Origin of the sequence: Streptomyces sp. 147326 (genome assembly GCF_045000215.1) — a bacterium.
GTDB lineage: Bacteria > Actinomycetota > Actinomycetes > Streptomycetales > Streptomycetaceae > Streptomyces.
In genome coordinates this window covers 140,390-166,050 of the sequence record NZ_CP134201.1, presented here as the reverse complement: position 1 = coordinate 166,050, position 25,661 = coordinate 140,390, and the positions used below count along the sequence as shown (strand labels likewise).

Sequence of the window (25,661 nt, the reverse complement as noted above, 5' to 3'; positions counted from 1 at the left end):
CTAGCCCTGCCGCGTCCAGCGCTGCGACGCCTCCCCGCCGCACGACTTCGTCACGAGGCCGCTGGCCATGCCCAGGTCGAGGCAGCCTCCGCCGAGGTCGCTCCGGAGGCCGCCGTTCGAACCCGTACGCCAGATCCGGCCTACGTCCTGCGCGCAGTCGCCCACGAAGACGGCCTGGCCGAGCCCGTTGGAGTACAGGCACTGGCCGCTCTGCTGGTTGACGAGCTTGAAGCTCCCGTCAGACCTGCCCTGCACGGTCCAGCGGGCGGACCCGTCCGAGCACTCGCCGAAGTCCGAGGCCCCGAACACCTGGGTGATGCACTTGCCGTTGTTGCCGTTGCGGTAGCGGTACGTGCCGGACGCGGGGGGCGCCGGAGGCGCCGGGGCGGTGGGGGCGGTGGACGTCCCGCCGCCGGACGGGCGCGTACTGCCGGCGCCGCCCGCGTTCGCGGAGTTTCCGGATCCGGCCGAGCCTCCCGAGCCGCCGCCCGGCCCGGTCTGGGCGCCGCCGCCCGCACCGGGACCGGGGCCCTGTCCGGTGCCCGCGGCGGCCGCGTTCGGCGGGACGCCGCCGGCCCCGCCCTGCGCTTGGTCCGTGGCCGGCGACTGCGCGGGTGACGCCGTTGCCGCTGGGATGCCTCCCGTGCTCGCCGGTGGCGTCGGGTCGGCCGCCGCCGTGACCGAGCTGTGCGGGGTGTTCCCCGCCTCGACCTGCGGCGAGCCGATGTGCGGCAGGTACTGGATGGCGAGCGTCGTGCCGCCCGCGACCACGACGACGGGGAGGACGGCCAGCAGGACGCGGGTACGGCGGCGCCGCTCCGGCCGCTCGGGCCGTTCCGGACGGGAAGCGGCGGGTGCGGGCGCCGGCCCGGGATCCTCCGGTTCCTTCCCGGACCCCTTCTCCGGTGCCGGTGCCGGAGCCGGAGCCGGTGCCCCATCCGGATCCGGTTCCGGCTCCTCACCCTTGAGCGGGAGCGTCGGTACGTCGACCTCCTGCACGTTCGCGGCGAAGGCGGCCCGCTCGGTCAGCCGCTCGGCGATGGCCGCCGGCCACAGCGGCGCCGTGAACGGGCCGTGCTGCGCGGCGCGTTCGAGGAGCCCGGCCGCGGTGGGGCGGGCGTCGGGGTCCTTGTCGAGGCAGGCCGCGACGAGGTCGGCGAGCTCCGGCTCCACCTCCCGCAACGGCTCCAGGTCGGGCTCCTCGTGCACGATGCGGTACAGCACGCCGTGCCCCGACTCGTCGCCGAAGGGCGGCTGCCCGCACGCCGCGTACGCGAGGACCGAGCCCAGCGCGAACACGTCGGTGGCGCCGCTCAACCGCCGTCTGCCCGAGGCCTGTTCGGGTGCCATGTAGGCGGGCGTGCCCACCACCATGCCGGTCCTGGTCAGCTGGCTCTGTTCCGCGGCCCGGGCGACGCCGAAGTCGATGAGGGTGAGGCCGTCGAGCGTCAGCATGACGTTGGACGGCTTGAGGTCCCGGTGCACCATGTCCAGCGCGTGCACCGACGCCAGGCCCGCCGCCGCCTCGCGCAGCAGCAGCCACAGCGCGTCCGCGGGCAGCGGGCCGCCGTGCAGCCCGATGGCCTCGCGCAGGGTGAGCCCGGGGATGTACGCGGTGGCGAACCACGGCGGGCTCGCGGAGCGGTCGCTGTCGAGCAGCGGCGCGGTGGCCTCCGCGGGCAGCCGGGCGAGGTTGTCCAGCTCGTGCCCGAAGCGCCGCAGGAAGTCCTCGTCCTCGCCGACGACGGAGGACAGCAGCTGCTTGACGGCGACGTACCGGCCGTCCTGGACCCCGAGGTACACCCGCCCCATGCCTCCGGCCCCGAGCCGGCCCGCCAGCGCAATCGCTCCGATCCGGCGCGGATCCCCCGCCTCCAGCGGCTCGGCCCCGCTCCCCGTCAGCTCTAACACGTCTGCCCCGCCCGGAATTAGAATCAGTTTCCAGAAATCTAACCCGATGATCCCGTAACGGCAACGCGCCCGGCCGGGCGCCGACTTGGCGCCCCTTATGCCCTCTCCCTCAGCCGACGCGGAACGCCTGCCGGTAGGCCGTGGGGGAGACCCCGATCGTCTGGGCCAGGTGCTGGCGCAGGGACGCGGCCGTTCCGAAGCCGGCGTGCGAGGCGACGTGATCGACCGACAGGTCGGTGGTCTCCAGCAGCCGGCGCGCGTGTTCGACCCGCTGCTGGGCGAGCCACTGGCCGGGCGGCATGCCCACCTCCTCGCCGAATCGCCGGCAGAACGTCCGTACGCTCATCCCGGCGTGGCCGGCGAGCTCGGCCAGGGTGAGCGGACGGTGGAGCTGCCGCAGGGCCCACTCGCGGGTGGCGGCCGTCGTGGCGGCCGTCGGCTCGGGCAGCGGACGGTCGATGTACTGGGCCTGGCCGCCCTCCCGCCACGGCGGTACGACGCAGAGCCGGGCCACCCTGTTGGCGATCTCGCTGCCGTGATCGCGGCGCACCAGATGGAGGCACAGGTCGACCCCGGCGGCAACTCCCGCCGCGGTGAGGATCCGGCCGTTGTCGACGAAGAGGACGTTCGCGTCGACCTGCACCTGCGGGAAGGCCTGTTGGAAGTTTCCGGCCTCGTTCCAGTGCGTGGTGGCCGCGTGCCCGTCGAGGAGGCCGGCCGAGGCCAGCACGTAGGAGGCGGTGCAGATGGAGACGATGCGGGCGTCGGCGGGCAAGTGGGCGAGCGCCTCGGCCAGTTCGTCGGGAAGCCAGTCCCGGACCTCTTCGGTTCCGCATGTGAACGGGGGGATGACCAGGGTGTCCGCGGTCCGCAGCGCCTCGCTCCCGTGGGCCACGGTGATGGCGAAGTCGGCGCTGGTGGTGACCGGGCCGCCGTCCAGGCTGCAGGTGACGACCTCGTAGAGCGGCTCGCCGTCGAATCCGGCCGCGGTTCCGAAGATGCGTACGGGGATGCTGAGTTCGAAGGGGTAGACGCCTTCGAGGGCCAGGACGACGACACGATGCATGGCAAGATCCTTTCACATCATGGCCATCTTGCCGCTCGTTGTGGTCCGCGGCATCGGAGAACCTTGATCCAACAGGGCCGCAGGGGCCCGGCGAAGACAGGGGGAACACGATGCGTGCGATCGGTCAGGACGAGTTCGGCGGGCCCGGGGTGCTCCGGGTGGTCGAGGTGGAGCGCCCGGTGCCCGGGCCGGCCGAGGTGCTGGTACGGGTGCACGCGGCGGGCGTCAACCCGACCGACTCCTGGCACCGCGCCACCGGAGGCCTGGCCGGCGCGGTCATCCGGCTCGGCTGGGACGTCTCGGGCGTGGTGGAGGCGGTCGGCCTGGGGGTGACCACCCTCGCGCCGGGCGACGAGGTGTTCGGCATGCCACGTCACCCTCTGCCCGCCGGCACCTATGCCGACTACGTCACTTCCCCGGCCCGGCACCTGGTCCGCAAGCCCGCCGCACTGACCCACGAGCAGGCCGCCGCGCTGCCGTTGGCCGGACTGACCGCCTGGCAGGCCCTGGTGGACACCGCCGAGGTCCGCCCCGGACAGCGCGTACTGATCCATGCGGCGGCCGGCGGGGTCGGCCATCTCGCCGTGCAGATCGCCAAGGCGCGCGGCGCCCACGTCATCGGCACCGCCCGCGCCGCCAAGCACGACTTCCTGCGCTCGCTCGGCGCCGACGAGCTCGTCGACTACACCGAAGCCGAGTTCGAGACGGCCGTGGAGCCGGTCGACGTGGTGGTCGACGCGATCGGCGGCGCCTACGGCCCGCGGTCCCTGCGCGTCCTGCGCCCCGGTGGCACCCTGATCGCGCTCGCCTCACCGGCCGAGGCGCAACTGGCGGACATCGCAAGGCCGCTCGGTCTGCGCGCCGTCTTCATGGCCGTGGAAGCGGACCAGGCGGGCATGCGCGAGATCGCCGCACTCGCCGAAGCCGGGCTGCTGCGCCCCGAACTCGACACCGTCCTCCCGCTCGCGGACGCGGCCAAGGCCCACGAACTCGCCGACAGCCGCCGCACGACCGGCAAGATCGTCCTCTCCGTCACCGACTGACCGCCCCCGACCGCCCCCGACCGGACAACCGCCTCGACCGACCTCGAAGGAATGCCGCGATGACCACTTTCGTCCTCGTACCCGGCGCCTGGCACGGCGCGTGGGTCTTCGAACCGCTCGCCCGGCAGCTGCGCGCGCACGGCCACCACGCCCACCCGCTGACCCTCACCGGGGTGGGGGACCGCAGGCACCTGCTCACCGCCACCGTCAACCTCGACACCCACATAGCGGACCTCGTCAACCTCCTGACGGACCACCAGATCACCGACGCCGTGCTGGTCGGCCACAGCTACGGCGGCATGGTCGTCACCGGAGCCGCCGACCGCGTCCCCGAGCGCGTGGCCGGCCTGGTCTACGTAGACGCCGTGGTCCCGGAGGACGGCGACTCCTGCTGGTCCCTGGTGACCGACCGGGAACGCGCCTGGTACCTCGGTGGAGTCGGGGAGACCGGCTACACCAGCGCACCGCTGCCGTTCTTCGACCCGCGGGCCACCCCGCACCCGCTGGCCTCCCTGATGCAGTCGGTCCGCCTGGAGGGCGGGCTCGACCGGTACCGCACCAGGGACTACGTCTACGCCACCGGCTGGGAGGGCCGGTCGCCCTTCACCCCGCTCTATGAGCGCCTCGCCGCCGACCCCGGCTGGCGTACGCACGCCCTGGCGGGCGGCCACAACCTGATGCGGGACGCCCCGGAGGAGCTGCTGAAGGTCCTGCTGGCGAGCGCCCGGGGCGACTGACCCGGTCCGGGAGTGGCCGAGCGTCGGCTCGTACCGCTTGCGTATCTTGTCGCTCACGGACGGCGACATGGTGGCACGCGGTGGCGGCCTTGATCCACGCGCCGCAGGACGACGAGGAGGAACGGTCATGGGCCTCAAGAGGGCGGTCTACGAGAGGGAGCTGCTGCGGCTGCAGACGGAGCTGATCCAGCTCCAGGAGTGGGTGCGGGCGGAGGGCGCCCGGCTCGTCGTCGTCTTCGAGGGCCGCGACGCGGCGGGCAAAGGCGGAACGATCAAGCGGGTCGCCGAGCACCTCAATCCCCGTGTCGCACGCATCGCGGCCCTTCCCAAGCCGACGGAGCGCGAACGCGGCCAGTGGTACTTCCAGCGCTATGTGGAGCACCTGCCGGCGAGATCGTGCTCTTCGACCGCAGCTGGTACAACCGCGCCGGAGTGGAGCACGTCATGGGCTTCTGCACGCCCGCCGAGCACCAGCGCTTCCTGCGCCAGTGTCCGGTCTTCGAGCGCATGCTCGTGGAAGACGGGATCCTGCTCCGCAAGTACTGGTTCTCGGTCAGCGACGCCGTTCAGGAGGAACGCTTCCGCCGCCGCACGGAGGACCCGCTGCGGCGCTGGAAGCTCTCTCCCATGGACCTGGAGTCCCTCACGCGCTGGGAGGCGTACTCGCGGGCCAAGGACGAGATGCTCGTCCACACCGACACCGTGGACGCCCCCTGGTACGTGGTCGAGAGCGACGACAAGCGCGGTGCGAGGCTCAACATGATCGCGCACCTGCTGTCCTCGGTCCCGTACGAGTCCGTGGCCCTGCCCCCGCTCGTCCTGCCGCCCCGGCCCGCGTCGACGGGATACGAGCGTCCGCCCAAGTACCTGCAGACCGCCGTACCCGATCACGCGGCCACGCTGAGCAAGGCCTGACCCGCATCGTGAGAACTATTACATTCGCCCCAGAATCACCCATTCGGCGTGGATCATTGCTTCTCGGAACTGTCGTATATGGGTCGCTTGTGGGGCCCGCGCCACCTTCTTGACCGGTAGGCGCCGTGGGAGAGGCATGGGACGCGTGGGCAACTGGACCTCCAACCGACGGATCGCCCTGCCGCTGGCGGGCGGCGCCGTCGTACTGGGACTCGGCGGCGGCCTCTACGTCACCGGGCTCGTGGCCGGCAGCGACATCGACCAGGGCACGCGCGTCCTGGGAGTGGACATCGGCGGAATGAGCCGGGGGCAGGCGCAGCAGAAGCTGACCCGGGAGCTCGGGCCCGCCGCCACGGCCCCGGTCGCGATGAAGATCGGCGACCATGTGGAGAAGGCCGCCCCCGCGACGCTCGGGCTCTCGCTCGACACCACCGCGACCGTGGACCGCGCCGTCCGGACGGGATACGGTCCGGCCACTGTCATCGGCCGGCTCTTCGCCTCCGGCGAGCGCGAGGTCGAGCCGGTGATCCGGATGAACGGGCAGACCGCCCGGGCCGCGGTCGACCGCCTCGGCGCGGCCACCGGTCAGCAGGCCCGCGACGGCTCGATCACCTTCGAGAAGGGCGCGGCGAAGGCCGTCGCCCCGCAGCAGGGCGTCACCCTCATCCAGGACCGGGCCGTCACCACCCTCCGCGAAGCCTACCTGCGGCCTGCCGCGGAGCCCGTCGTGATGCCCGTCGAGCGCACCCAGCCCCGCATCGGGGCCGAGGAGACCGGACGGGCCATGCGGCAGTTCGCGCAGCCCGCGATGTCGGGGCCGGTCAACCTCACCGTCGCCGGGCAGCGCCTGTCCATAGGCCCCGGCGTCCTCGGCGAGCACCTCAAGATGCGGCCCGACGCCCAGGGCCGGCTCGTACCGGCCCTCGACTCCAAAGGCCTGCTCGCCGACCCCGCCGTGGCCCGCCCGATCGGGGCGGTCACCGAGACCCCGCGCGACGCCGTACCCCGTCTCGACGCGGACGGGAGCGTGGTCATCGGGGAGCCGGGACGCGAGGGCCGGCAGGTCACCGAGGCGGCACTCGGCAAGGCCGTGCTGCCGCTGCTGACCCGCTCGGGCGCGGCCCGCAGCGGCGAGGTCGCCACCGTGGCCGTCCAGCCGGACCTCACCAGCGCAGAGGCACGACGGCTCGGCATCAAGGAGAAGGTCTCCTCCTTCACCGTCGACTTCCCGGCCGCCCCGTACCGCACCACCAACATCGGCCGTGCCGTCGAGCTCATCAACGGCTCCGTCGTCATGCCGGGGGAGGAGTGGAGCTTCAACCGTACGGTCGGCGAGCGCACCCCGGAGAACGGCTTCGTCGACGGCATCATGATCAACGACGGCCAGTACGTGAAATCGCCCGGCGGAGGCGTGTCGGCGGTCGCCACCACGATGTACAACGCGGTGTTCTTCGCGGGCGTGAAGCCCGTCGAGCACGGCGCCCACTCCTTCTACATCGAGCGTTACCCCGAGGGACGGGAGGCGACCGTCGCCTGGGGCACCCTCGACCTGCGCTGGATCAACGACTCGGGCCACCCCCTCTACATCCAGGCCCGGTCCACCGACACCTCGCTGACCATCTCCCTCCTCGGCACGAAGAAGTACGACGAGATCCGTGCGACCAAGGGTCCGCGCACGCACGTCACCCCGCCCGCCAAGCGCACGGGCATCGGGCCGACGTGCGAGGTCCAGACCCCGCTCGAGGGTTTCGACGTGGCCGTCGGCCGCGTTTTCGTCCAAGGCGGGAAGGAGGTCAAGCACGAGGAGTTCAAGACCCACTACACGCCGCGCGACGAGGTGACCTGCACGCCGGAGGCCTCGCCCACCCCGGGAGCCCCGCAGGCCCCCGGAACCCAGCCGGCCCAGCGGACCCCGGAGACCCGGCAGGCCCCGCAGACCGCCCGGGCCGCGCAGGCCCCGCAGACCGCGCCGGCCCCTTCCGCCACGGCCGGGGGCGGCCCCCTGGCCCTCGGCGGCACCCCCTCGCACTGACCGTCCGTCCAGGACGACGCGTGACAGATCCGGAGCGCGCCGTGCGCGATGGGAGCCATGCAGGCCCGGAAGTGCTACAACTGGGTGCGTGACCATTCCTTGCCACCCGTGCCGGGCACGTCGGTGCGGTCACCGCTAGGCAACAGAACCAGAAGCGTCGCCGGACAGGTATTCGTCCTCCAGGTGGCGATCGTGGTGTTGCTCGCCGCCGGGGCGCTGCTGGCCCTGGTACTGCAGTCGCGCCACGACATCGACCGCGAGGCACGCAACCGCTCGGTGTCCGTGGCCGAGACCTTCGCCCACTCCCTCGGCCTGCAGGACACGCTGAAGACGAGCGACCCGGCTGCCGTCCTGCAACCCCTCGCCGAGGAGACGCGCAAGGCCGCCGGCGTGGACTTCATCGTCGTGATGGACACCAACGGCATCCGGTACAGCCATCCCCAGCCCGACCGCATCGGGAAACGGTTCGTCGGCACCATCGAGCCCTCCCTCGCCGGCAAGGTCCACACCGAGAGCGTGCAGGGCCCCCTCGGCAAGGAGATCCAGGCCGTCGTACCGGTCAAGGGCCCCGACGGCAAGGTCGTCGGCCTGGTCTCGGCCGGACTGACCGTGAAGAACGTGACCGGCGTCGTCGACCGGCAGCTCCCCGTCATCCTCCTGGCCATCGCCACCGGCCTCGCCCTGGCGACCGGCGGCACGGCCCTGATCAGCAGACGGCTGCGCCGCCAGACCCACGGGCTCGGCACGCAGGAGATGACCCGCATGTACGAGCACCACGACGCGGTGCTCCACGCCGTCCGCGAGGGGGTGCTGATCACCGACGGTGAAGGACGGCTGCTGCTGGCGAACGACGAGGCCAAACGGCTGCTCGGACTGCCGGAGGACGCCGACGGACGCCACATCGCGGACGTACCGGGCCTCGACCGCCGGATGGCGGACCTGCTGCTCTCCGGCCGGACGGCCACCGACGAGGTGCTGGAGAGCGGGGACCGGCTCCTCGTGGTCAACCAGCGCCCCACCCACCCCCGGGGCCGGCCGGAGGGCGCCGCGGTCACCATCCGCGACTCCACCGAGATGCGGGTCCTGACCGCGCGGGCCGAGACGGCCCGCAGGCGCCTCAAGCTGCTCTACGACGCGGGCGGCGACGTCGGTACCAGCCTCGACGTCGTGCGGACGGCCGAGGAGCTCGCCGCCGTCGCCGTCCCCCGGTTCGCGGACTTCGTCACGGTCGACCTGGCGGACCAGGTGCTCGACGGTGACGAACCCGCCCCGGGCGCCGATATGAGGCGCACGGCCGTCAGCGGCATCCGGTCCGACCACCCCCTCTACCCCGTCGGCCGGCTGATCGACTTCCTGCCGTCCACCCCCCAGGCACGCGGCTACGGCACCGGCCGGGCGGAGCTGGTCACCGACCTGTCCGACGCGCCGGGCTGGCAGGCCCAGGACCCGCCCCGCGCCCAGGCCATCGTCGAGTACGGGATCCACTCGCTGATCGCGGCCCCGCTCATGGCCCGCGGCGTCGTGCTCGGAGTGGTCAACTTCTGGCGCTCGCAGAAGAAGGAGCCCTTCGACGAGGACGAGCTGTCGCTGGCCGAGGAACTCGTCGCCCGCGCCGCCGTCAGCATGGACAACGCCCGCCGCTACACCCGCGAGCACGCCCTCGCCGTGACGCTCCAGCGCAGCCTGCTGCCGCGCGCCCTGCCCGAACAGAGCGCCATGGACGTGGCGCACTTCTACCTGCCCGCGCAGTCCGGAGTGGGCGGCGACTGGTTCGACGTGATCCCGCTCCCGGGCAGCCGGGTCGCGCTGGTCGTGGGAGACGTCGTCGGGCACGGCCTCCACGCCGCCGCCACCATGGGGCGGCTGCGCACGGCGGTGCACAACTTCTCCTCCCTCGACCTGCCGCCCGACGAGATCCTCGCCCGCCTCGACGACCTCGTACAGCGCATCGACCACGACCGCGACGGGGACGGCGCCGACACGAACGGTGGCGGCGGCATCATGGGCGCGACCTGCCTGTACGCCATCTACGACCCGGTGTCCCAGCGCTGCACGGTGGCACGGGCGGGGCACCTGCCGCCCCTGGTGGTCGCACCCGACGGCACGACGGAGATCGTAGAACTGCCGGCCGGACCTCCTCTGGGGCTCGGAGGCATGCCCTTCGAGACCGCGGAACTGGACCTGGCGGAAGGCAGCCAGCTCGTCCTCTACACGGACGGGCTGGTCGAGGAGCGGACCCGGGACATCAGCGAGGGCCTGGAACTGCTGCGCGCGGCCCTGAGCCACCCCGACCGGGACCCCCAGGACAGCTGCCGGGCCGTACTGGACATGCTGCTGCCGCCCCGGCCCACCGACGACGTGGCCCTGCTCATCGCGCGGACGCGGACCCTCGGCCCGGACCGGGTCGCGCAGTGGGACGTACCGTTCGAGCCGAGCGCGGTCGGCGCCATGCGCAGCATCGCCGCGAAGAAGCTCGACGAGTGGGGCCTGTCGGAACTCGGCTTCGCCACGGAACTGATCCTCAGCGAACTGATCACCAACGCCATGCGGCACGGCAGCGAGCCGGTCCGCGTCCGGCTGCTCCACGACCACACCCTGACCTGCGAGGTGTGGGACGGCAGCAGCACCGCCCCCCACCTGCGGTACGCCGCCACCACGGACGAAGGCGGACGCGGACTGTTCCTGGTCGCGCAGCTCAGCGAACACTGGGGCACGCGGTACACACCCGAGGGCAAGGTCATCTGGGCGGAACTGCTCCTCCCCGACACCCCGGGCGGCACCGAACCCGCCCTGGCCGCCTTCCTGGACGTCGACCCCCTGTGACGGGCCCCGCTAGGGACCGGTCGCGCCGAGAGCCGTCGTGACGAGCCTCAGTGCGTAGGCGGTGTCGAGGCCCTGGGGGCGGAAGAGGAGGCGGTACATCAGGGGGGCGACGACCTGGTCCATGACCGTTTCGACGTCGGGTGTCCGCTCCCCGCGTTCGGTCGCGCGGGCGAGGATGACGCCGATCTGTTCGGCGGCGTAGGCGGAGCACCGGCCGGCGTTGCTGCCGTCCGGGTCGCCGAGCAGGGCGTCGCGGATGTAGGCGCGGCCGGCGGGGGAGGACATCTCGTCCAGGAACTGCTCGGCCCAGGTCGTCAGGTCGGCCGACAGGCCGCCGTGGTCCTGGGGTGCGGTCTCGGGCCTCAGGCGCTCGACCGCGACGTCCGACAACAGCTCTTGCAGGTCTCCCCAGCGACGGTAGACCGTCGACGGGGTCACGCCCGCACGCTGGGCGATCAGCGGGACCGTCAGGGCGTCCCGGCCCATCTCCGCGGTGAGTTCGCGCACCGCGGTGTGCACCGCCGTCTGGACCCGGGCGCTGCGCCCGCCCGGGCGCACCATCTGCCTGCTCACACCCCCACCTTAACGCAAAATCATTGCTTCTAGCGAGGCTGTGGGTCGCCCCCCGGGCGTCCGTGCTCGTGGGCGGGGCGGGTCCGCTCGTACGCGTGGCCGACGCGGAAGAGTACGTCCTCGCGCAGGGGCCGTCCCAGGAGCTGCATGCCGATGGGCAGACCCGCCGCGTCGTGGCCGACCGGCACGGACAGGGACGGTACGCCGGTGATGTTGGCCGGGGACGAGAGGCGCACGTACGCGTCCGGGACGCCCTCGACGGTGCCGTCGGCCCAGGTGATCGTCTCCTGGCCGGCCCGCACGGCGGTCGCCGGCACGGCGGGGGCGGCGATGACGTCGACCTGCTCCAGCATGCGGCCCCACTCCTGCCGCATCAGGGTGCGGGAGCGCTGGGCGCGCAGGTAGTCCACGGCGGGCATCAGCGCGCCGGCCTCCAGGAGGACGCGGACGTCGGCCTGGTAGAGCTCGGGGACCGTGCGCAGGGTGTCCTCGTGGTAGGCGGTGGCCTCGGGCACCATCAGGCCCCACTGGGTGGCCCGGACGTAGCGGGTCATCGGGATCTCGACGTCGACGAGGCGCGCACCGAGGGCCTGCAGGTCGTTGATCGCACGGCGGACGGCGGCTTCGACCTCGGGGTCGACGTGGTCGAAGTAGTAGGTGCGCGGCACGCCGATCCGCAGTCCCGCGAGGCTCGCGCCCCCGGCCGGCCGGTAGTCGACGGCGGGGGTGGCGAGCGAGGCGGGGTCGCGCGGGTCGTGCCCGGCCAGCGCGCTCAGGACCAGGGCTGCGTCCTGGACGGTCCGGGTGATCGGGCCGACGTGGTCCAGCGACCACGACAGGGACGTGACGCCGTGACGGGGAACGAGACCGTAGGTCGGCTTGAGGCCGACGACACCGTTGAGCGCGGCGGGCACCCGGATCGACCCGCCGGTGTCGGTGCCCAGGGCGAAGGTCGCGGAGCCCGACGCCACGGCGACGGCGGATCCGCCGCTGGACCCGCCGGCGACCCGGTCGGGGTCCCGGGCGTTGTGTGTCTGCGGTGTGGTCAGGCCGTACGCGAACTCATGGGTGTGCGTCTTGCCGAGCAGGACCGCGCCGGCCGCCGTCAGGCGTGCGGCGACCGTGCTGTCGGTCTGGGCGCGGTGGCCGGCCCGGACCCGGGAGCCTGCGGATGTCGGGGTGCCGGCCACGTCGATCAGGTCCTTCAGGCCCATCGGGACGCCGTGCAGCGGACCGCGGTGGCGGCCGGCCGCGATGTCGTGTGCGGCCTCGCGTGCGGCCTTGCGGGCGTGCTCGGCCCTGACGCCGACGTACGCCTGCAGGCGTGATTCGACGCGTTCGATGCGCTCCAGTACGGAGTCCACCAGCTCGACGGGGGACAGCTGCCGGGTACGGACCGCTGCGGCGGCTGCCGTCAAGGAGAGCTCATACGGCTGCATCGTGGTTCTCCGGTTCCGTGCGGTAGGCGGGGGCGGGCGGGGTGTCCCCGAAGTCCAGCTCCCGCAGGACCGCGACGACGGAGTGGATGTGCTGGGCGACGGCGGCGACCGCGGCGTGGCGGTCGGCAGGCAGCGGGAGTCCGGCACGGGCGGCCCAGAGGGCCGCTTCCGGCCGGGTGAGGTCAGCCGTGGACATCGATGTCTCTCCTCGGGGCTGGAGGTGGAGGGCTGGAGGGCTGCGAGCAGTTCCCTGACATCTAAAGCTAAGGGTTTGCGTTAGTCACCGTATGGCTCTACGGTGACTTAAAGCAAACCGATTGCGTTTAGCGCTGAGGAGCCTGCCCCATGCCCGCCGTCACACCCCAAGCACCAACGACGTCCCCCGACCGGACCCTCCGCGGGAACACCGGCCATCGCACGGCTGCCTTCGCCCTGAACGCCTCGATCCTGGCCGCCCTCCTCGCGGCATCCAGCGCACCCACCCCGCTCTACCCTCCTACCAGGACGCCTGGGACCTGTCCGCGCTGACCATCACCGTGGTCTTCAGCGCCTACTCCCTGGCGCTGCTGCTGGCCCTGCTCACCACCGGATCCCTCTCCGACCACCGGGGGCGACGTCCCGTCCTGGCCGGCGCCCTGGCCCTGGAGGCCTTATCCATGCTGATGCTGGCCTCGGCGGACGGCGCCGGTGCGCTGATCACCGCCCGGATCCTGCAAGGAGCGGCCACCGGCGCAGCCACCAGCGCCGTGGGAGCGGCCCTCCTCGACCTGGAGGACCCGCTGCGGCCGGGCCGCTCCGCCCTCACCAACGGCATCGCCCCCGTGGTCGGCATGGCCGCCGGCGTCCTGGGCTCCACCCTCCTCGTCCACTTCGCCCCGGCCCACATGACCGGCGTGTACGTGGTGCCGGCGGTCCTGTTCGCCGCCCAGGCGGTCGCGGTCGCCTTCACCCCGGAGACGGCCCGCCCGCACGCCGGCGCCCTGCGCTCGCTGCGCCCGCGCCTCGCCGTGCCGCCGCCCGCACGGCGCGCACTCCTGGCGGGCGGCACCGCCGTCGTCGCCATCTGGGCCCCCTGTGCGGCTTCTACTCCTCCCTCGGCCCGGCGCTGGTGCACCTCGTGGCTCCGGCCGCCCCACAGGCAGCCGGCGGCATGGTCTTCTTCACCCTCACCGCGGCGGCCACGCTCACCATGTGGACACTACGGCGCACGGCCGCGCACGGCCGCGCACACCGCGGTCGCCGGCGGAAGCCTCGCGGTCCTGCCCGCCGCCCTGCTCGCCGTCGCGGCCCTGGGAGCACTCGCGGCGTCGCGCCGCAGCCGCGGGGGAGCCCACCGCGCCCCCAACGGCCGTCCGTAAGCGACCGACCGGACGAACGACCGACCGTCACGAGACCGAGGAAACGAACCGTCATGAGCACTCCGCCGGCCACCCACCCGACCACCGTCCCCGCCTGGACCGTGGGCGACGTCACCGTCCACCGCATCGACGAGACGCTCCTGCCGCCCGCCACCGGACCGTGGCTGCTGCCGGCCGCCACCCCCGCCGTCGTCGCCGGGCAGGACTGGCTGCGCCCCCACTTCGCCGACGACGAGGGCATCCTCCACCTCGACAGCCACAGCTTCGCGTTCACCGTCGACGGGCTGCGCGTCGTGGTGGACACCGGCATCGGCAACGGCAAGGAGCGGGCCAACCCCGCCTGGCACCACCTGGACACCGACTACCTGGAGCGCCTCGCCGCCGCAGGATTCCCCCCGGAATCGGTCGACCTGGTGATCCTCACCCACCTGCACGCCGACCACGTCGGCTGGAACACGCGCGAAGCGGACGGAGGGTGGGTCCCCACCTTCCCCCACGCCCGCTACGTCACCTCCCGCACCGAGAGGGAGTTCTGGGCCGGGTACGACATGGACGAGGCGCGCAGGCAGATGTTCCTGGACTCTGTGATTCCGGTGGAGGAAGCGGGGCTGCTCGCCCTCGTCGACGTCCCCGCCGAGGGCGCCGACCTCACCCCGCACCTCCGCCTGCTCCCCACGCCCGGCCACACCCCCGGCCACGTCGCCGTCGAGCTGACCAGCCGGGGCCGGACCGCTCTGATCACCGGCGACTGCATCCACCACCCCGTCCAGCTCGCCCACCCCGCCATCGGCGCCTGCGTCGACATCGACCCCGGACGGTCCGAGGCCACGCGCCGCACGCTGCTCGGCTCACTCGCCCACACGGACACCCTCCTCCTGGGCACCCACTTCGCGCCGCCCACCGCAGGCCGTGTCGTCCCCCACGAGGGCGCCTACCGGCTCGCGCCCGTTCCCGCCGACGCGACGCACTAGCCGGGGAACGGCATCAGGGCCGGATGTCGTAGAGGACGTTGAACGGGTCCTCGGCCGGCGAGCGGGTGACTTCGGAGAACCCGGCTTCGGAGCAGAGCGTGCGTACGGTCGCCTCCGGCAGCCCGCAGGTCCCGAAGGCCGTTCCGCCCCCGGCCAGGGACGTGGTCATGCAGTAGAACATGCTGAATCCGTACAGCAGCGATGCGACGGGACCGACGTTGTCCTCGGGGCGGTCCCGGGAGTTGACCTCGAGCATGAGGTAGTCCCCGTCGTCCTTGACTCCGGCCCGGATGGCGGCCAGGAGGCGCCGCGGCTGCGCCGCGTCGTGGATGACGTCGAACGTCGTGACGAGGTCGTACCGGCCGGGGAGTCCCCGCCCGGCGTCGAGCGTCTCGAAGGTCACCCGGTCGGCGACCCCCGCCTTCCCGGCGTTGGCACGGGCCCGCTCGGTCTGGCCCGGGAAGCTGTCGAAGCCCACGAACCGCGACCGCGGGAACGCCTTGGCGAGGACGATCAGGGCACGGCCCGCGCCGCAGCCCACGTCCGCGACCGTGCTCCCGCGCTCCAGTTTGGCGACGACGTGCGGGAAGGTGGACAGCCAGTCGTCGATCATGACGCTCTCGAACCAGCTGCCGGTGAAGCGGCTCATGCCTTCCCACAAGGAGGGCGGGTACTCGGCCTGTTGTACGCCGCCGCCGGTCCGGAACGCCTCGGTGAGCCGCTCGTACGGTTGCCACAGGCCCGGAAGCATCTGGTAGACCCCGCCCAGGAACATCGGCCCCGACTCCTCGGCGAGCGCGGGGGCGTGCTCGGGAGGGAGGGAGAAGGTTCCCGGTTCCGGTTCCTCCAGGTAGCCGGCGGCCGTGAGACCGCGAAGCCACTCCCGCACATAGCGTTCCTGCAGGTCCAGCCGGTCCGCCAGGTCCCGGCTGCCGGAGGGGCCGTTGGCGGCGAGGTCCTTGAACAGGCCCAGCCGGTCGCCCAGGACGCACAGGGCCGTGGCCATCGTCCCGCTCAGGTCCCCGAGCGCCTTCTCCATGAACGCTTCGAGCTTCGAACCGTCCGGTTCCCGCGGTGCCGCCATGGGCGCGTTCTCCTGAAAGTCGGGTACGGCCACCGGAAGTGACCGCATCCCAGGCAAGCAGGTCGACGCGGCCCGGCCGCGCCGCCGCTACGACGGCGGAACGAAGTCCACTCCGAGGGAGTCCTCCCGGTCCGGCGCCCGCGGCGGGTCAGCTGTCAGACGGGGCCGGTTCGGCGAGCAGATCGTCGACGATGTGCAGCCGGGTCTCCGGGAGGCGCTCGGCGATCGCCTCCACCATCATGGCCACCCCACGCGGGTCGGGCGCCGAGCAGCGTGCACGCGTCTCCTCGTCGGGCCAGCGGGCGTACGCCACCCAGGTGCCGTCGTCCGCCCGGTGCAGCCGCGACCCGTACGAGCCGCAGCGCGCGTGGATGGCCTCGGTCACCCGGTGCCAGCCGTCGGCGAACTGCTCCTCCATGCCCGGACGGAGCCGCCACCGGTAGATCACAGCGAACACGTCTGGATTCCCCTTCCGAGCAGGTCGGTTGTCGTGGCCACCCTAGAGGGCGCCCACCAGGCACGTTCCAGCCGGGGACCCTGTCGGGCCCGACCGTGCGGGCATGGCCCCGGACCATCGGACCGGGTCGGCCCGCCACGGAAATCCCGTGCTCCGCACCCGTCGTGCTCGCTACCATCGCGCGGTGCACCCCGAACCCCGCCCCTGGTCCCCGTATCCGAAGATCCCCGCCAACCGCCGGCTGGGAGAGGCCCGCGGACGGAACTGGGTCGCCCACGAGAAGATCCACGGCGCCAACTTCGCCGTCGTGTGCGACGAGGCGGGCGCACATCCGGCCAAGCGGCGCGAGCTCCTCACGGACGCCGGACTGGACGAGTTCTTCGGCGTCGGCCGGATCTGGCCCGCCCTCGCGGTCGCGGCGACCCGCTGCGCCCAGGCCCTGCGGGCGGACTGCGGGGCCGCGGACTCGGCGGTCGTGACCCTCTACGGCGAACTCGCGGGCGGTCACTACCCCCACCCCGACGTCTCGCCGGCCCAGGGCGCGGAACCCGTACAGACCGGTGTCTGGTACGCCCCCGGCCTGCTCTGGCCGCTCTTCGACGCGACCGTCGCCGACGGGGACGGCCTGCGCTGGGTCGCCGACCGGACGCTGCGCGCGGCGGCTGACGCGGCCGGCCTGGTCTGCGTCCCGCTGCTGGCCGAAGGCCCGATCGCCCGGCTCCAGGAACTGCCGGTGGTCTTCCCCACCCGGCTGCCCGGCCTGCTGGGCCTGCCCGCCCTGCCGGACAACCTCGCGGAAGGCCTGGTCGTCAAACCCGCCGGGGAAACCCGGGAGCCCGGCCGGCCCATGGCCAAGTTCAAGCAGCCCGCCTTCGCCGAGGACGAGCGCTTCGACGGCTCGCGCCCCTACCAGGCACCCGTCGAAGGCGCGGCCGGTGTCCCCGGCTGGCTGCTCGCGCACGGCACCGGCCTGCTGACCCCGGCCCGGGCCGCGTCGGCCGTGAGCAAACTGGGGCCCCGTACCCCGCCGGGAGACCTGGCCGCCGAGATAGCCCGCGACGCCACCGAGGAGGTCGCGGAGGCCCTGGGCGGTCTGGACGAGGCGACGCAGCGCGCGCTGGAGGAATCCCTGCACGCCGGAGCCCTGTCCCTGGCCCGCTTCGACGCGGCCGACCGCCGCGTCTGACGGGCACGGGGTGGGGGCGGACGGGCCCAGCGGCGCTGTGCATACTGCTGCCATGAAGTCCCGGCCCGCTCAGCGCATCCACCTGATGATCACCTTCGTCCTGGTGACGTGCGGTGCGGTCGGGGGAGCCTGCGTCGGTCTGCTCCTGTCCGGCCGGCTGATGGCCCTGGTCTGCGCGAGCGCGGCCGGCCTGGGCGCGGGCGCGGGGTCGTACCTGTCCCGCCGCCAGGTCTTCGCCTTCCTCACGCCCGAGCGTGAGGACGCCGTTCCGGCCGACGGTTACGCGGAGGGCCTCTCCGACGCGACCCTCGTGTGCATCGCCACGTACCAGGCCGCCGTCTTCCCCCTCACCCCCGACGGGGTGACCGAAGCCGAGCGCACGGCCCGCCGCACGATGGCCTACCGGATCGCCGCCTACGAGGGCCTGCCGCACCCCGTGCAGACCTCGGCGGCCGCCGCCCTCGAAGCCATCGACGAGGGCCTGGACGCCAAGCGGGCGGAGAGCGCGATGAAGGCGCTGTCCCTCACCGTCTACGACAACCGCCGCGGGCGCTGACCGGTTCGGCGCCGCGGAACGCGGGGGCGGTGACCGGACGGGCCCAACCAGGCGTCCGGTCCCGCCGGCTGGGGGAGGAGCCGAGGGCCCGGGGAGTGATGGACTTCCCCGGACCCTCGCGCCGCTGATGCCGCGGGTGTATATCTGCGACAGATAGAGAAACGATTCACCGTGGCCGGGGTTACGCGTCGGACCGGGAAGAACCGGCCGGATCCGTCCGAGGCGGCCCCGGGCGCCCCGCGGTCGTGGTCACCGGTGCACCCGGCCCGCCCCGCCGGGTCCCCCTGGCGGGTGCGTCCCCCCGCCATCCGCCGCCGCGTTCATCCGGTCGGCCGAACAGCGGAAGCCACCCGGGCCCTGCCGGGCCACGCTGTGTGCAAGGACCGCCACCACCGCACAGACGAGGACCGCACCATGTCCCACAGGCGACGTTTCATCCTCGCGGGGGCCGCAGCACTCCTGCTGACCGCCACCGCCTGCTCGGGCCTGGGTCGGAGCACCGTCGGCATGCTCACCTTCCGCGGCCACGACTCGCCGGTCGAGCTCAGCTACTCCAACACCCTGGTCACGGGCTGCCACAAGATCGCCATCCCCAAGGGCGCCACCCACGTGGAGAACAACACCCTCGTCGACGTCGTGCTGTACCGGACGGAGGACTGCAGGAATACCGACCGGGCCGACGGCATCTACGTGGCCACCACCCTCTCGAACGTGACGGCCCCCGAAAGCCTGCCCTGGCGAAGCTTCAGCGTCATCCACTGAACCGCCATCGCCCGGAAGAAGGGCTGCCGGAAGCCGGACGCGGCTCCCGGCAGCGCCCGCGTGCGCCGGTCAGTTCCGGATGGACACGATCTTCCTGGTGGCCAGGTCGGCCTGGACGAAGACCTTGGTCGTGTCGCCGCCGCCCCACGTCAGGGTGACGGTGGCGTTGGTCTTGCCCATCCCGCTGCCGGTGGAGGCGACCTTCCACTGCAGCGGTACGTTCTGCGCGCGGAGCACGCCGTCCGCGTGGTTCGTCTCCTCCCACTTCCTCAGCTCTGCCTGGAGGGGCTCCGTGAGGTAGAAGGCGCGCAGCCGGTCCGCGGTCTGCCCGTCTCCGTCGTAGACCGCGTCGATGTAGGAACCGTAGAAGTCGGCGATGCGGGTGAACGCAGCCTCGGGGCTGCCCGAGACGGACGGCAACGCCGCGGCCGCCGTGGCCCGCTTCGGCGTGGATCCGTCGGCGGAGGCGGAGGCGGAGGCGCTGGTGACGAAGGCGAGGGTGAGTACGGCGGCGGCCGCGAGGGTGAGGGAGGCGGTTCGCTTGGCTGAGGGCTTGGACATCGGCTGAGCCTTTCCCCGTGCTGAGTGGCTGAAGGGACCGACGCGCCTCCGGACCCGCCCGGTTCTCGGAATGCGAGAAATGGCCGAAAAGTCATGCTGGCGGGCGCATCGGGCATGCGGCATGCGGCCCTGCCCGCCGGTCGGCCCTCCTGCCGCGGCGCGATCCCGTCGCTCTTGCGGGGCACAGCTGCCGGGGACCGGAATGCCGTGCCGACGGCGGGAGTTGGCACGAGCGCGACACTGACCCAGCAGGCACAGGAGAGCTCATGAAGATCGGCATCATCGGCGCGGGGAACATCGGCGGCAACCTCACCCGCCGGCTCACCGCCCTCGGGCACGACGTCTCCGTGGCGAACTCGCGCGGCCCCGCGACCCTGGCAGCCCTCGCGGAGGAGACCGGCGCCACCCCCGTCACCGTGCGGGAAGCCGCACGCGGCGCCGAGATCGTCGTGGTCACCATCCCCTTCAAGAACGTGCCGGACCTGCCCGCCGGCCTGTTCGACGAGGCCGCCGAGGGCTTCACCGTCATCGACACCGGCAACTACTACCCGCAGCAGCGCGACGGCCGGATCGCCGGCGTCGAGGACGACGGCCTGACCGAGAGCCGCTGGACCGAGCGCCAGCTCGGACGCCCCGTGATCAAGGCCTTCAACGGCACGTACGCACAGGACATCCTCGACCGGCACCGCCCGGCGGGCGCGCCCGACCGGATCGCACTGCCGGTCGCGGGCGACGACGAGGCGGGGAAGAAGGCCGTCCGCGCCCTCATCGAGGAACTCGGCTTCGACACCGTGGACGCGGGCGGCATCGACGACTCCTGGCGCCAGCAGCCCGAAACCCCCGTCTACGGACTCCGGGAAGGCATCGACGGGGTCACCAAGGCCCTCGCCGCAGCCTCCCCGGTCCGCCCCGAGTCCTTCCGGGGCTGACCGCCGAGCCGCCGCGCCCCCAGCGAGCTCCCGACGCCGACTCCTCGGTCGCGGACTGCCGGCCTGCCTCGCCGCAGCGTATGCGCCGGGGCGGGCCGGTTCGTGGTGCACGCGGTTCAGCAGGGCATCGCGGATCCGTCCAGCGCGGATTCCACGGACACGATGAGTCCCGCCTGCGCCGTGGACCCCACCCGGAGCAGAGCCGGATCGCCCGCCACGTCCTTGCGGAAGCACATGCCGGAGACGCTCCGGAACCGGTCCGCGGCCTCCGCGCGCGTGCCGACCGCTTTCCATCCGTCCGCCGCCGCCGTGTCCCAGTAGTGGGTGATCAGCGGCCGGACGTCTCCGCCGTGGGTGTAAGCGCTGTCCGCGGTGATCCAGGGATCCCCGCTGTCGTCCATGCACTCCGTTACGGTCCTGTCGGCCACGGGTGCCGTGCCGGCCGCAGCAGCGGGGGTCGCGGCCGAGACCTGCGCCATGCGCTCCTGCGCGTCGGTCTCCTCGCACGCGCCTTCCGAGCCGTAGAAGAGCAGGTAGAGGGACCCGGCCAGCAGGCCGAGGCCGGACACGCAGCCGAGGGTGACGGCCAGGCCCAGGATCAGGCCGCGACGCGGGGAACGTACCGGAATCACGGTGTGGCGCCTCTTCTCTGTTCAACCGCTGGGACCGCGGTCCCGGAAGACCGTCCAGGTCTTCTCACGAGCGGGGGAATGCTAGACGTGACACCGCAGTCGCCTGCAGGAGGGGGTCGGACTGGGGCCGGGGGTTCCGGCACGGAGGCTTCGGATCAGCCGCCGGCCGGCCGGGGGACACCGGCGGACGCGCGCCGGATCGCGTCGAGGGCCCGCGTCACATCGTCGTCGGTCGTCGACCAGTTGCTCACCGAGATCCGCATGACGCGCCGGCCGTGCCAAGTGGAGCCGCTGATCCACGCCGTGCCGTCGTCGAGCAGCCGGGCGAGTACCCGCTCCGTCCGTGCGTCGTCGCCGAACTCGGCGCAGACCTGCGTGAACACCACCTCGTTGAGGACCGTCGCGCCGTCGATCGCGGCGATGCCCGCGGCGAAGTCGGACGCGTGACGGCACAGCCGGTCGACGAGGTCGGTCACCCCCGACCGGCCGAGGGACCTGAGCGCGGCCCACACGGTGAAGGCCCTGCCGCGCCGGGAGAGTTCGGGGACCTTGTCGATGGGGTCGCCGTGTTCGTGCTGGATGAGGTAGTCCCCTTGCAGTCCCATTGCGGCCCGCAGCGCGAGCGGGTCGCGCACGATGGCGAGGCCGCAGTCGTAGGGAACGTTCAGGGTCTTGTGGGCGTCCGTCGCCCAGGAGTCGGCGTCCGCGCAACCCGCCGTCAGGTGTGCGTGGCGCGGGGACGCGGCCGCCCACAGCCCGAAGGCGCCGTCGACGTGCACCCACGCCTGCGCCTCGCGCGCGGCGCGGATCGTCTCGGCGAAGGGATCGAAGGCGCCGGAATGGATGTCTCCGGCCTGGAGGACCACGAGCGTCGGGCTCCGGCCGCCCTCCGCGAGGGTGCGCCGCAGGGCCTCCGGCCCGATGCGCCCCTGGTCGTCCGCCTCCACCAGCTCGGGCCTGCCCAGCCCCAGGTAGCGCAGCGCCAGGTCCACGGCCATGTGACGGTCCTCGCCGGCGATGACGCGTACGGGCGGCCCACCCGCGAGCCCGTCGCGGGCGACGTTCCAGCCTGCGTCCCGCAGCACCGCGTCCCGCCCGGCGGCGAGGCAGGTGAAGTTCGCCATCGTGGCACCCGTGGTGAAGCCGACCGCGCTGTCACCGGGCAGGCCGAGCAGACCGAGCAGCCACGCACCGGCGATCTCCTCCGCCGCGGTGTACGCGGGCGAGACGGCGCGCATCACGCAGTTCTGGTCCCAGGCGCTGACCAGCCAGTCCGCGGCCAGCGCGGCCGGTTCGGTGCCGCCGACCACGAACCCGTAGAAACGCCCGCTGGGGAACGCGGTCAGCCCCGGCTCACAGGCCGTGGCCAGCAGATCGACGACGTCGGCGGGGGCGCTGGGACCCCCGGGCAGGTCGACTCCGAGCGCGCGCACGATCTCGTCGACCGAAGCGCGTGCGGGAACCCGGCGGTCGGACAGGCTCGCCAGCCAGCGGACGGCATGGTCATGGGCTCGTCGGAGCGCCGCCTCGCGCGCGTCCATACCTCGGACTATGGGACAGGCGCCGACGTCCCGCAAGCCGCGCGGGACTCCGGATGATCATCACCACACTGCCGACGGCGGCCTGGCCGGGTGAGGGCCGGGAACGAGATCATGGCCGGATGACCGATCACGCCTCTTCACCCCATCCGACCGCGGTGCGCCTCGCGCGCTTCACGAAGTCCGAGCAGAGCGAGATCCTCGGCGACGGCCCGGACCCGTTCGGCGTGGCCGACGCCGGCCTCACGTGGCTCCCCAAGGAGGACCACTTCGGTGTCCGGGAGGGAGACCGCCTCGTGGCCCACGCCGGTCTGCTGAGACTGCCCCTGTCGATCGGTGGCGTGGACACCGAGGTGATGGGCATCGGCGGAGTGGCCGTCGCGCCCGACGTACGCGGGCGTGGACTGGCCCGGGTGGTCCTGACGGCCGCTCTGGACCACGCCCGGACGACCGGACTTCAGCACGCCCTGCTCTTCTGCCGGCCACCCCTCGTCCCCCTCTACCAGCGGCTCGGCTGGCGAACGCTCGACCAGGACGTCCACGTCGAACAGCCGGGCGGGACCGTGACGATGCCGCTGCGGACCATGACGACCGCCCTGCGGGCCGGTGCGCACTGGCCCGGCGGCCCGGTCCACCTGCGCTCCCTGCCCATGTGAGCGCCGTGGACCGTGTCATGGTGGTGTCATGACCATCGAGGTACGCCCGGCTTCGGACTTCGGGGACGTCCGCGCCCTGCTCGGCCCGAAGTCGGCCGGGGCCAACGTCTGCTGGTGCCTGAGCTACCGGATCCCGTCCAAGCTGAACAACGAGCTGCGCGGACCGGCCCGCGGTGAGTACGTCGCCCGGCTGTGCGGTGAGCAACCTCCTCCCGGAGTGATCGCCTACGACGGCGAGGAGCCCGTCGGCTGGGCCGCGGTGGCGCCGCGCTCGGACACCTCCTTCGCGCGCAGCCGTAAGATCCCGCAGGTCGACGACCTGCCCGTCTGGTCACTGTGGTGCATCCGGGTCCGCCCCGGCCACCGGAAGCAGGGCATCTCGCACGCCCTCATAGCCGGCGCGGTCGAGTTCGCCCGCGCCCACGGCGCACCGGCCGTCGAGGCGTACCCCCTCGACAGCGGTGACGCCAAGGTCGACCTGACGATGGCGTACGCCGGGATCCGGAAGAACTTCGAACGCGCCGGGTTCACCCACGCCGCCGACACGACCTCGGTGCTGGCAGGCCATCCCCGCGTCCTGATGCGGCTCGACCTGCGCTGACCGCGTGCCCAGCCCGTCCGCCTACCGGCGGATTCCCGGCCCCGGGGGCGCGTCGTGCCGGAGTCGGCCCATCGCCGCCAGGGCGGTGCGCACGACGCGGCACAGTTCCTCGTCGCGCAGGATGTCCCCGCCGTAGCGGCGCTCCGAGACGATCACCTCGGTGAGCGGGGGCACGGCCGTCGCGGCGGGTCGGCCGATCGCTCCGAGTGCGGTGACGACCCGGAGGACGAGCGGATCCGCCCGGTGCTCCGACAGCGGGCGCAGTTCGGGTAGCAGGGTCGCGACCGCGGTATCGGCGTCCCCGGTCAGCCGCCACCAGGCCTCGGCCGCGCCGACCCGGGTCCATTCGCCGAGGCTGCCCAGCAACGGCCTGAGGGCGTCCGTGTATCCGGTCGCGAGTGGCCCCAGCTCGGCCAGGTGGGACAGGACCGGCCGGGCCAGTCCGCCCCGGACAGCCGCGCCGAGGGCGTCGAGCGCTAGTCCCGGGTCACCCGTGACGCGCCAGTACGCCCAGGCGGCGCTCTGGACGCCGTGCCAGCGGCGCGGCTCCCGGTCCTCGCTCTCCGCGAAGCGCCGCGGGCGCAGGTCGCCCTTCGCGAGGGCGGCCAGCAGGCCCGCGGCGTCCGCCGCCGCCGGTCCGATCCGGCCCAGGGCGCCCACGGCCGCGCGTGCGTACGGGGTGTCGAGCAGCCCCATGAGATCCGGCACCGCCGGTGCGGCGGCCGGACCCCAGCCGGTGAGGATGCGCAGGACGCGCTCCGTCCGGAGGCCCCCGAGCTGCAGCAGCAGTGCGGGCATGACGCTCGGGGCCCACTCCACCGGCAGGGACCCGACCTCCATCCAGTAGCTTTCGGCACGCTTGAGGTACCACGGCAGGGCGCGCGGGTCGCCGATGCCCACCAGGCCGCGTACGAGATGGTCGGCGCGCTCACCCGCCCGCCAGCGGTGCGGGACGAGCAGGTCGGCGTACGGCGCGATCGACGATCCGCCCCGGGCGACGATGCCGTGGGCCTCGTGCGAGGTGAGGAGGTCGTCGTCGGACAGGCCGGCGAGGACCGTCTCCCACGTCCCGGCCGCCGGGTTCCGCCACCTGCGCAGCTGGGCGCCGGCCTCCTGGACGGCCGCGCGACGAGCATCGGGGCTCCCGCTGAGTGTGGTCGCGGTGGCCGTCGCCGTGGCTGTCGTCGCAGGCGCCCCGTCGGGCGTAACCCCACCCGACGTCAGTTGCGCGCTCCGGGCGGCCAGTCGGACGTGCGGATCGGAGTGCTCCAGCCAGGGGTCCAGCCATCCGGGAGGCCGGGAAGCGCCGAGTGCCGCCAGTACTTCGCCGGCCGCGATCAGGTGGCGGCCCAGAGCGGCGGGGTCGCTCTCCACCGCGGCCTGGCGTCGCAGCGCCTCCAAGGTCGCGGGGTCGGCGGAGCGGACCTGCTCGATCGCCCGGGCCGCGTACGAGCGCACCTCGGCCCTGCTGTCGGCCAGGAGTCGTGCCGCGGCGCGCTGGCCGTCGGCCAGCACCTCCGCCATACCGGGGGCGTCCGCCCGGAGGACGCCCACGCGCAGCATCACGGCGCGACCCGCGACCAGGTCGAGCACACCGGTCCGGCCCGCCCCGTCCAGCTGCGGAAGCATGTCCAGCAACCGCCGCAGTACGGCGACGACGAGTTCCGGAGGGTCCGTCCAGCGCAGACGGTAGTCGAACGCCGACCACGGGACCCGTCCGCTGCCGGGCGTCACCAGCCCGCGCAGCAGGCCGGGTATCTCCTCCTGGCCCTCGCGCACCTTCTCCAGGACGTGCCAGGGCGTCCCGTCCCCCACTTCGCTCATGATCGGC

Annotated in this window: 23 protein-coding genes and 1 pseudogene; 13 read left to right on the top strand and 11 right to left on the bottom strand. The window is 73.1% G+C overall.

Going from position 1 to position 25,661, the window contains the following annotated elements; translation table 11 throughout:
* Complete coding sequence (locus tag RIU97_RS00855) at positions 1 to 1,911, bottom strand: protein kinase domain-containing protein (RefSeq protein WP_404952780.1); 1,911 nt, start codon at positions 1,909 to 1,911, stop codon at positions 1 to 3.
* Between the two features lie 109 nt (positions 1,912 to 2,020).
* On the bottom strand, positions 2,021 to 2,977 hold the full coding sequence (locus RIU97_RS00850) for a GlxA family transcriptional regulator (protein WP_404952779.1): 957 nt from the start codon (positions 2,975 to 2,977) through the stop codon (positions 2,021 to 2,023).
* Between the two features lie 110 nt (positions 2,978 to 3,087).
* Here RIU97_RS00850 and RIU97_RS00845 point away from each other — a divergent pair, with 110 nt between their 5' ends.
* The 5 genes and pseudogenes from RIU97_RS00845 (at position 3,088) to RIU97_RS00825 (ending at position 10,527) form a co-directional block, all read left to right on the top strand.
* Positions 3,088 to 4,020: an NADP-dependent oxidoreductase gene (locus RIU97_RS00845; RefSeq protein WP_404952778.1), complete on the top strand. Its 933-nt coding sequence runs from the start codon at positions 3,088 to 3,090 to the stop codon at positions 4,018 to 4,020.
* A 59-nt stretch (positions 4,021 to 4,079) separates the two neighbouring features.
* The gene (locus tag RIU97_RS00840) at positions 4,080 to 4,757 is read left to right on the top strand and encodes an alpha/beta fold hydrolase (protein ID WP_404952777.1); all 678 of its coding nucleotides are present in this window, start codon (positions 4,080 to 4,082) and stop codon (positions 4,755 to 4,757) included.
* A 127-nt stretch (positions 4,758 to 4,884) separates the two neighbouring features.
* Positions 4,885 to 5,672: pseudogene (gene ppk2, locus RIU97_RS00835) on the top strand (polyphosphate kinase 2).
* Positions 5,673 to 5,808: 136 nt separating this feature from the next.
* Complete coding sequence (locus RIU97_RS00830; protein ID WP_404952776.1) at positions 5,809 to 7,704, top strand: VanW family protein; 1,896 nt, start codon at positions 5,809 to 5,811, stop codon at positions 7,702 to 7,704.
* A gap of 183 nt (positions 7,705 to 7,887) precedes the next feature.
* Positions 7,888 to 10,527: a SpoIIE family protein phosphatase gene (locus RIU97_RS00825; protein ID WP_404952775.1), complete on the top strand. Its 2,640-nt coding sequence runs from the start codon at positions 7,888 to 7,890 to the stop codon at positions 10,525 to 10,527.
* Between the two features lie 9 nt (positions 10,528 to 10,536).
* Here the strand turns inward: RIU97_RS00825 and RIU97_RS00820 are convergent, their stop codons facing one another.
* The 3 genes from RIU97_RS00820 to RIU97_RS00810 are packed head-to-tail and all read right to left on the bottom strand — an operon-like array spanning position 10,537 to position 12,735.
* The gene (locus RIU97_RS00820) at positions 10,537 to 11,088 is read right to left on the bottom strand and encodes a TetR/AcrR family transcriptional regulator (RefSeq protein WP_404962716.1); all 552 of its coding nucleotides are present in this window, start codon (positions 11,086 to 11,088) and stop codon (positions 10,537 to 10,539) included.
* Positions 11,089 to 11,129: 41 nt separating this feature from the next.
* On the bottom strand, positions 11,130 to 12,539 hold the full coding sequence (locus RIU97_RS00815) for an amidase (protein ID WP_404952774.1): 1,410 nt from the start codon (positions 12,537 to 12,539) through the stop codon (positions 11,130 to 11,132).
* Positions 12,526 to 12,735, bottom strand: a complete 210-nt coding sequence (locus tag RIU97_RS00810; RefSeq protein ID WP_404952773.1) for a hypothetical protein — start codon at positions 12,733 to 12,735, stop codon at positions 12,526 to 12,528. Before RIU97_RS00810 ends, RIU97_RS00815 begins: the two co-directional genes overlap by 14 nt.
* A gap of 340 nt (positions 12,736 to 13,075) precedes the next feature.
* On the opposite strand from RIU97_RS00810, the gene RIU97_RS00805 reads away from it, so the two are divergent.
* Complete coding sequence (locus RIU97_RS00805; protein WP_404952772.1) at positions 13,076 to 13,897, top strand: MFS transporter; 822 nt, start codon at positions 13,076 to 13,078, stop codon at positions 13,895 to 13,897.
* 53 nt (positions 13,898 to 13,950) lie between these two features.
* Positions 13,951 to 14,868, top strand: a complete 918-nt coding sequence (locus tag RIU97_RS00800) for an MBL fold metallo-hydrolase (RefSeq protein WP_404952771.1) — start codon at positions 13,951 to 13,953, stop codon at positions 14,866 to 14,868.
* Positions 14,869 to 14,881: 13 nt separating this feature from the next.
* Here the strand turns inward: RIU97_RS00800 and RIU97_RS00795 are convergent, their stop codons facing one another.
* Positions 14,882 to 15,952, bottom strand: coding sequence for a class I SAM-dependent methyltransferase (locus RIU97_RS00795; RefSeq protein ID WP_404952770.1), 1,071 nt, complete (start codon positions 15,950 to 15,952; stop codon positions 14,882 to 14,884).
* A gap of 148 nt (positions 15,953 to 16,100) precedes the next feature.
* Positions 16,101 to 16,409 carry an antibiotic biosynthesis monooxygenase family protein gene (locus tag RIU97_RS00790; protein ID WP_404952769.1) on the bottom strand — a complete coding sequence of 103 codons (309 nt, stop codon included), beginning with the start codon at positions 16,407 to 16,409 and terminating at the stop codon, positions 16,101 to 16,103.
* A 184-nt stretch (positions 16,410 to 16,593) separates the two neighbouring features.
* Here RIU97_RS00790 and RIU97_RS00785 point away from each other — a divergent pair, with 184 nt between their 5' ends.
* The 3 genes from RIU97_RS00785 (at position 16,594) to RIU97_RS00775 (ending at position 18,913) form a co-directional block, all read left to right on the top strand.
* The gene (locus RIU97_RS00785) at positions 16,594 to 17,595 is read left to right on the top strand and encodes an RNA ligase family protein (RefSeq protein WP_404952768.1); all 1,002 of its coding nucleotides are present in this window, start codon (positions 16,594 to 16,596) and stop codon (positions 17,593 to 17,595) included.
* Positions 17,596 to 17,647: 52 nt separating this feature from the next.
* Positions 17,648 to 18,151, top strand: coding sequence for a hypothetical protein (locus tag RIU97_RS00780; RefSeq protein ID WP_404952767.1), 504 nt, complete (start codon positions 17,648 to 17,650; stop codon positions 18,149 to 18,151).
* Positions 18,152 to 18,565: 414 nt separating this feature from the next.
* Positions 18,566 to 18,913: a hypothetical protein gene (locus tag RIU97_RS00775; RefSeq protein ID WP_404952766.1), complete on the top strand. Its 348-nt coding sequence runs from the start codon at positions 18,566 to 18,568 to the stop codon at positions 18,911 to 18,913.
* A gap of 69 nt (positions 18,914 to 18,982) precedes the next feature.
* Here RIU97_RS00775 and RIU97_RS00770 read toward each other — a convergent pair whose 3' ends face one another.
* Positions 18,983 to 19,474, bottom strand: coding sequence for a hypothetical protein (locus tag RIU97_RS00770; RefSeq protein WP_404952765.1), 492 nt, complete (start codon positions 19,472 to 19,474; stop codon positions 18,983 to 18,985).
* 107 nt (positions 19,475 to 19,581) lie between these two features.
* Between RIU97_RS00770 and RIU97_RS00765 the strand changes: the two genes are divergently transcribed.
* Entirely contained in the window at positions 19,582 to 20,403 is an 822-nt protein-coding gene (locus RIU97_RS00765; RefSeq protein WP_404962715.1) for an NADPH-dependent F420 reductase, read from the top strand.
* 116 nt (positions 20,404 to 20,519) lie between these two features.
* Here the strand turns inward: RIU97_RS00765 and RIU97_RS00760 are convergent, their stop codons facing one another.
* On the bottom strand, positions 20,520 to 21,035 hold the full coding sequence (locus RIU97_RS00760; protein ID WP_404952764.1) for a hypothetical protein: 516 nt from the start codon (positions 21,033 to 21,035) through the stop codon (positions 20,520 to 20,522).
* A 155-nt stretch (positions 21,036 to 21,190) separates the two neighbouring features.
* On the bottom strand, positions 21,191 to 22,576 hold the full coding sequence (locus tag RIU97_RS00755) for a pyridoxal phosphate-dependent decarboxylase family protein (RefSeq protein WP_404952763.1): 1,386 nt from the start codon (positions 22,574 to 22,576) through the stop codon (positions 21,191 to 21,193).
* A 119-nt stretch (positions 22,577 to 22,695) separates the two neighbouring features.
* On the opposite strand from RIU97_RS00755, the gene RIU97_RS00750 reads away from it, so the two are divergent.
* Together RIU97_RS00750 and RIU97_RS00745 are read left to right on the top strand one after the other, a co-directional pair.
* A complete protein-coding gene (locus RIU97_RS00750; protein WP_404952762.1) occupies positions 22,696 to 23,229 on the top strand; it encodes a GNAT family N-acetyltransferase in 534 nt (177 codons plus the stop codon).
* A gap of 28 nt (positions 23,230 to 23,257) precedes the next feature.
* The gene (locus tag RIU97_RS00745; RefSeq protein WP_404952761.1) at positions 23,258 to 23,830 is read left to right on the top strand and encodes a GNAT family N-acetyltransferase; all 573 of its coding nucleotides are present in this window, start codon (positions 23,258 to 23,260) and stop codon (positions 23,828 to 23,830) included.
* 21 nt (positions 23,831 to 23,851) lie between these two features.
* On the opposite strand, the gene RIU97_RS00740 is transcribed toward RIU97_RS00745, so the two are convergent.
* Positions 23,852 to 25,654: a hypothetical protein gene (locus RIU97_RS00740; protein WP_404952760.1), complete on the bottom strand. Its 1,803-nt coding sequence runs from the start codon at positions 25,652 to 25,654 to the stop codon at positions 23,852 to 23,854.
* Positions 25,655 to 25,661 lie beyond the last annotated feature (7 nt).